A 6,467-nucleotide genomic window follows, 5' to 3' on the forward strand; every position below is an offset into this window, starting at 1 on the left:
ACCACTCGTTCGAGTGGCTTTTCTGGGTTTTCACAGCGCCTCAGGAAGAAAAAACCTCCGCGCGCTGCCGTGTTGTCTTTTTGTACCGGAGCGGCTGCTGCCAGGCCAACTGAGCCTGGACCTGCGCTACGGCCTCCAACACCCGCTGCGCCCAGTTTTCGTCCTGAGGGTCCACCACTACCACGCGAAAACCGTGGTCATGGCCTTCACTGCGCACGCCTTCGGAGTCATCCACATGCAGGTCGATGTCGAAGGCCGGGGGGAATTTCGAGGGTGCGTTCGACAGCCCGCGTGCCGTCAGGGCATGGTTGTGCAGCACGCTGTTGACCACGCCGTCGACGCGGATGCCGTAGAGCATCAGCCAGCGGCGGATATACGACGGCGTGCGACCGGACGAGGTGTAGACCCAGATGCTGCAGCCCTGGCGACGTAGCTCACGGGTCAGGGAACGCGTGCCGATCCGCAAGGGCTCACCCAGCCAACGGTGCACGCAGGCCGGCAGCCGGCTCGGCTCGACGTCGCAGTGGTGCAGCTGGCAGGCCAGGGTGTCGTCGATATCGAAGGAAATACGGATACGCGGGCGCTGCTGCATCGGCAGGATGCGCTGGAGGACCCGCCCTGCCCTGGCAAATACCGGAGAACCGCTCATCAATGGCCTCCTTGAAAAACGGGCTGGCGCGGGTCCTTGAGAAAAAACTTGTGCGGATCCGGCGCCTGTTCTTCCAGGAAGGCGGCGTATTTTTTCTTGATCTTGGGCAATTCGTACAACGCCTTGACTCCATGTTTGGCTGAGTTGCGGATCACCGACGAAGGGTTGAAGTAGCCCTCGGCGTTCTCCAGCGTCAGCACGAACGGCGGCAGGCCTGCACGCATCAGCAAATAGCTGACGATCAGCGAACCGCTGCGGTTGTTGCCTTCAATGAACAGCTGCGGCTTGCTGAGGATGCGTACATACACCCCGGCGGCGCGCTTCCAGACTGATTCACTGCGATACGCGCAGTACCAGTTGTACAAGTCCTTGATGCCACCTTCGACATTGTTGAAGAAGTGTTCTTCGGTCGCCGCCAGGTGGTGGGCGTATTCCAGGCGCCGTGCCGGGTCGCTGCCACAGAGCACGGTGGCGTTGATCTCCAGCATCAGGTCCAGCTGCTGCAGGTCGAACAGGTCGACGCCCCGCGCGACATAGTCGTCAATCAGCGCGTAGCCTTCAAGCACGTTGTGCAGCACTTCGTCGGTCAACGGGTCGCGCGGCTCGGTAAAGTCCCGGCTGAGCTCGGCAAAGCGCTGTTGCACCTCACGCAGTGCGCGTTCAATCGCGGGCAAATCAAGGCGTCGTGTTGCAGGCATCGGCATTCCCATAAGCAGTTGAAAATACGGGAGCATCCCAGCTCCCGCAGGGGCATCAGCTGAACTTGCCGCTGATGTAGTCCCCGGTCATTTGTTCACGCGGGTTCTCGAAGATCTGCGCCGTCGGGCCCATCTCCACCAGGTAGCCGGTGCGCGTGCCCTGGGAAATATCCACCGAGAAAAACGCCGTGGTGTCGGCCACGCGGATGGCCTGCTGCATGTTGTGGGTCACCAGGGCGATGGTGTAGTCCTTCTTCAGCTCGACCATCAGCTCCTCGACCCGGCGGGTGGCGATCGGGTCAAGCGCCGAGCACGGCTCATCGAGCAACAGCACTTCCGGCTCGGTGGCGATGGCACGGGCGATGCACAGGCGTTGCTGCTGGCCACCGGACAGCGACAGGCCGCTGACCTTGAGCTTGTCCTTGACCTCATCCCACAGCGCGGCGCCTTGCAGGGCGTGCTTGACGCGGTCGCCCAGGTCGCCTTTGTAGCGGTTCAGGCGCAGGCCGAAGGCGACGTTGTCGAAGATGCTCATCGAGAACGGGTTCGGCTGCTGGAATACCATGCCGATGTAGCGGCGCACGACCACCGGGTCCACGCCCTTGCCGTAGACGTCCTGGCCGAGGAAGTGCACATGGCCCTCGAAACGGAAGCCCTTGACCAGGTCGTTCATGCGGTTGAGGCTACGCAGCACGGTACTTTTACCGCAGCCGGAAGGGCCGATGAAGCCGGTGATCTTGTTCTTTTCGATCGGCACATGGCTGTCACGCACGGCCATGAAGTTGCCGTAGAAGATCTTGTCCAGCTTGCAGTCCATGACCACAGGCGCCTGGGTGACAAACGGAGCGGCTATTTGCGCAGTTGATACGTTCAAGATTCAGATGCTCCCGTTTTCAATACTTTGGCTTGCCGAAGATACGGCTCACGATATTCACGACCAGCACGATCATTACCAGTACCAGCGACGCCGCCCATGCGAGTTCAAGCTGGTTGTCGAAGGGCATGCCGGAGAAGTTGTAGATCAGCACGGCCAGGGAGGCCGTCGGGTTCATCACCGCCAGGCTGCCGTCGTGGTAGATCCAGTAGTTGCTGAACAGCGCGGTAAACAACAGCGGCGCGGTTTCGCCGGCGGCGCGGGCCACGGCGAGCATCACGCCGGTGAGGATTGCCGGCAGGCCGGTGGGCAGGACGATTTTCCAGATCACCTGGGAGCGGGTGCAACCCATGCCGTAGGCGGCGTCCTTCATGATCTTGGGCACCATGCGCATCGACTCTTCAGCCGTCAGCACCACGATCGGCAGCATCAGCACCGCCAGTGCCACGCCACCGGCCGGGGCCGAGTAGGTGCCGGTGGTCATCACCACCAGGGCGTAGGCGAATACACCGGCCAGGATGGAAGGCAGGCCGGTGAGCATCTTCGCGGCAAAACGCGCGGCGTTCGCCAGCTTGCTGTCCGGGCCCAGTTCGGCGAGGAAGATTGCCGCCATGATGCCGACCGGCACGGCGATGGCAGCGGCAATGCCGACCATCACGAAGGTACCGGCCATCGCGTTGCCGAAACCGCCGCCGGTCTCGAAACCGGTGGGCGGCAGCTCGGTGAACACTTCAAGGCTCAGGCGCGCACCGCCGCGGGTGATGAGCATGTAGAGCACGGAAATCAGCGGTACGCTGGCCAGCAGCGCGCCCGCCCAGACCAGGGTGGTCAACACCAGGCTGCGCAGGGCACGGCCTTCGAACCGGCGCTGGAGGCTGGGCATTGCGCCTGCGGGGGACGTCAGGTCAGTTGCAGCAGTGAGGTCAGTCATCACTTATTACCCCGTTGGGCGTACATCATGATCATGGAGCCGAAGATGTTGACGATCAGCGTGATCAACATCAGCACCAGTGCGGCGTACATCAATACTTCGATCTCGTTCGGCCCGGCTTCGGGGAAGTTCAGCGCCAGCAAGGCCGCCAGGGTGTTGGCCGGGGCGAACAACGACAGCGAGATGTTGTTGGCGTTGCCCACCAGCATGGCCAGGGCCATGGTTTCACCGAGTGCGCGGCCCAGGCCCAGCACCAGGGAACCGAAGATGCCGGTGGCGGCGGACGGCACCATCACCTTGAGAATCGCTTCCCAGTGGGTGGTCCCCATGCCGTAGGCGGCTTGCTTGGTTTTCATCGGCACGGCGGTGAGCGCATCCTGCGACACGGCGGCGATGGTCGGCAGAATCATGATGGCCAGTACCAGCGCCGCCGGGAGCAACCCAGGGCCGCTCAGGGACGTGCCGAAAAAGGGGATCCAGCCAAGTTCAGTGTTCAACCATGCGGTCAACGGCCGAATTGCCGGGATGACCACGTAAATGCCCCACAGGCCGTAAACGACGCTGGGGATGGCCGCGAGCAGTTCGACGATGGTACGAAACACCGCCGCCAGCTTCGCCGGCAAAAAATCCTGGGTGAGGAAAATCGCCATGCTGACGCCGAAAACACCTGCGATCAGCAACGCGATAAAGGCACTGTAGAGCGTGCCCCAGATGGCCGGCAGAATGCCGTACTTGCCTTGGTTGACATCCCAGACGCTGCCCAGCAGCACGTCAAAGCCGTGCTTTTCCATGCCTGGAAGGGCCTTGCGCCCGACTTCGAACACCAGGGCAAACACCAACGCCAGCACCAGAACCACGCCTATTCGTGCAAGCGCACGGAAGGTGCGGTCAACCAGAAAATCCTTCGCAGAAGGTGGCTGGCAGGCAGAATCCGGGTTACCCGGTACGACAAACGGTGTGTTCATTGGCTGATTCCGGAACAGGGGGGTAACCCTCCCGGCCGGGCTGACAGCGCCCGCCGAGAGAGGCCTCACAAGCGTTACTGGATGTTGGCGGACGCTTTACGAACCTGATCGACCACCGACTTCGGCAGCGGGATATAGCCCATCGAATCGGCGATTTTCTGCCCTTCGGTCAGGCTGTACTCGACCATTTCACGCATGGCCTTGGCCTTGGCCGGGTTGCCGTTGTCCTTGCGGAAGATCATCCAGGTGTAGGACGTGATCGGGTAGGACTTGGCGCCGTCCGGGTCCGGCAGCCAGGCCACCAGGCTTTCCGGCATTTTCACCGCTGCCAGGGCTTCGGCACCGCTTTCGGCGTTAGGTACCACGTACTTGCCGGCCTTGTTCTGCAGCTGGGCAAAGTCAACCTTGGCCAGCTTGGCGAAACCGTATTCGATGTAGCCAATCGCGCCTGGGGTCTGGCGTACGGTGGCGGTCACACCATCGTTCTTAGGCGACTTGATGAATTTGTCGCTGGCTGGCCAGTTGACGGTGTTGCCTTCACCCAAGTCCTTCTGGAACTGCGGGTTGATGGCCGCCAAGTGCTTGGTGAATACGGCAGTGGTGCCGCTGGAGTCTGCACGCACGACCACGGTGATCGGCATGTCCGGCAGTTTCAGGCCAGGGTTGGCGGCGACGATCTGCGGATCGTTCCACTTGGTGATCTTGCCCAGGAAGATGTTGGAGTACACATCCCGTGGCAACTTAAGTTCTTTAGGATTGCCCGGCAGGTTGAACGCCAGGACGATTTCGCCTGCGGTCATCGGCAGCAACTGCACGCCTTCGGCGACCTTGGCGATGTCTTCGTCCTTCATGGCCGAGTCACTGGCGGCGAAGTCCACGGTTTTGTTCAGGAAGTCCTGTACACCCGCGCCACTGCCTTTGGACTGGTAGTCAACCGTGACGCCTTCGGTCTTCTTGCTGAAATCCTTGAACCAGGTGAGGTAGATCGGCGCTGGGAAACTGGCGCCAGAACCTGTCAGACGGACGTTCTCGGCAGCAAATACCGAGGTGGCACTTAGAGAAACCGCAACGGCGAGTGCAGCTGACTTCATCAGACGTTTCATTCAGGGAAATCCTTGTGATTACGGGCTCCCGGAACTTTGCAGCAGCTTTGTTACGCTTTTATGAAAATTGGGTGGCAAACCGCTATTTCGTCCGGTCTTTCCGCCACAGCCACGTATTTCGATGTAATTGGTTGGTAACAAAATGCGACTAAGACTTTGCCATCTCCCCCACGACGCGAGTGCCTCCCATGCCTGCAGTAGACGACGCCTTGATCCAGCGCATCCACCGAGAGCTGCTGGATCACAGTGACGAAGAGCTGGAACTGGAATTATCCGAAGACGGGCACGATCTCAACGCACTGTTCGACGAGCACGTCGAGGAAAGCCCCGAGAAGGCCGCGCGCAGGATTTACTTCAGCGAACTGTTCCGCCTGCAAGGTGAACTGGTGAAGCTGCAAAGCTGGGTGGTCAAGACCGGCGCCAAGGTGGTGATCCTGTTCGAGGGGCGCGATGCCGCCGGCAAAGGCGGTGTGATCAAGCGCATTACCCAGCGCCTCAACCCGCGGGTCTGCCGCGTCGCCGCCCTGCCCGCGCCCAACGACCGCGAACAGACGCAGTGGTACTTCCAGCGGTATGTCTCGCACCTGCCGGCCGCCGGTGAAATCGTGCTGTTCGACCGCAGCTGGTACAACCGCGCCGGCGTCGAACAAGTCATGGGCTTTTGCAACGAAGACCAGTACGAAGAGTTCTTCCGCACCGTGCCGGAGTTCGAACGCATGCTCGCCCGCTCCGGCATCCAGTTGATCAAATACTGGTTCTCCATTTCCGACCAGGAACAGCACCTGCGCTTTCTCAGCCGCATTCACGATCCGCTCAAACAGTGGAAACTCAGCCCCATGGACCTGGAGTCGCGCCGGCGCTGGGAGGCGTACACCAAGGCCAAGGAAGTCATGCTCGAGCGCACCCACATCGCCGAAGCGCCATGGTGGGTGGTGCAGGCCGACGACAAAAAGAAAGCCCGCCTCAACTGCATCCACCACCTGCTCGGGCAGATGCCTTATGAGGAAGTGGAACTGCCGGTGATCGAGCTGCCGCAGCGGGTCAGGCAGGAGGACTACTCGCGCAATCCGACGCCGGTGGACATCATCGTGCCGCAGGTCTATTAACGCAGGACGCAATAGATTCCCCAGGGGTAGTTAAGAGCGAACACCATACCTGTGGTGAGCGGGCTTGCCCCGCGCTGGGCTGCGTAGCAGCCCCAATAAGAACGCTGCAGTGTGCCAGACAGTTCCGGGGCTGTGTTTTGG

7 protein-coding genes are annotated in these 6,467 nt (G+C 61.1%); 1 reads left to right on the forward strand and 6 read right to left on the reverse strand.

The annotated features are described in order from the left end of the window. Positions 1-40: 40 nt before the first annotated feature. The 6 genes from BLQ09_RS26825 to pstS all read right to left on the reverse strand — a co-directional run bounded on the left by BLQ09_RS26825 (position 41) and on the right by pstS (position 5,220). Positions 41-649 (reverse strand): hypothetical protein, encoded by a 609-nt coding sequence (locus tag BLQ09_RS26825; RefSeq protein WP_092359166.1) that lies wholly within the window; start codon positions 647-649, stop codon positions 41-43. After that, positions 649-1,347, reverse strand: a complete 699-nt coding sequence (locus BLQ09_RS26830; protein WP_065947980.1) for a hypothetical protein — start codon at positions 1,345-1,347, stop codon at positions 649-651. The genes BLQ09_RS26825 and BLQ09_RS26830 overlap by 1 nt, the downstream gene beginning before the upstream one ends. Before the next feature lie 55 nt (positions 1,348-1,402). Then, on the reverse strand, positions 1,403-2,164 hold the full coding sequence (gene pstB, locus BLQ09_RS26835; protein WP_010210300.1) for a phosphate ABC transporter ATP-binding protein PstB: 762 nt from the start codon (positions 2,162-2,164) through the stop codon (positions 1,403-1,405). 76 nt (positions 2,165-2,240) lie between these two features. Beyond that, the gene (gene pstA / locus BLQ09_RS26840; RefSeq protein WP_027603518.1) at positions 2,241-3,152 is read right to left on the reverse strand and encodes a phosphate ABC transporter permease PstA; all 912 of its coding nucleotides are present in this window, start codon (positions 3,150-3,152) and stop codon (positions 2,241-2,243) included. Further along, positions 3,152-4,117, reverse strand: a complete 966-nt coding sequence (gene pstC, locus BLQ09_RS26845; RefSeq protein WP_027603517.1) for a phosphate ABC transporter permease subunit PstC — start codon at positions 4,115-4,117, stop codon at positions 3,152-3,154. The genes pstA and pstC overlap by 1 nt, the downstream gene beginning before the upstream one ends. A 74-nt stretch (positions 4,118-4,191) precedes the next feature. Then, positions 4,192-5,220: a phosphate ABC transporter substrate-binding protein PstS gene (gene pstS, locus BLQ09_RS26850; RefSeq protein WP_027603516.1), complete on the reverse strand. Its 1,029-nt coding sequence runs from the start codon at positions 5,218-5,220 to the stop codon at positions 4,192-4,194. Positions 5,221-5,408: 188 nt separating this feature from the next. On the opposite strand from pstS, the gene ppk2 reads away from it, so the two are divergent. After that, the gene (gene ppk2, locus BLQ09_RS26855) at positions 5,409-6,326 is read left to right on the forward strand and encodes a polyphosphate kinase 2 (RefSeq protein ID WP_092359168.1); all 918 of its coding nucleotides are present in this window, start codon (positions 5,409-5,411) and stop codon (positions 6,324-6,326) included. The last annotated feature ends 141 nt before the right edge of the window (positions 6,327-6,467 follow it).

This window comes from Pseudomonas sp. NFACC25 (assembly GCF_900100935.1).
GTDB lineage: Bacteria > Pseudomonadota > Gammaproteobacteria > Pseudomonadales > Pseudomonadaceae > Aquipseudomonas > Aquipseudomonas marginalis.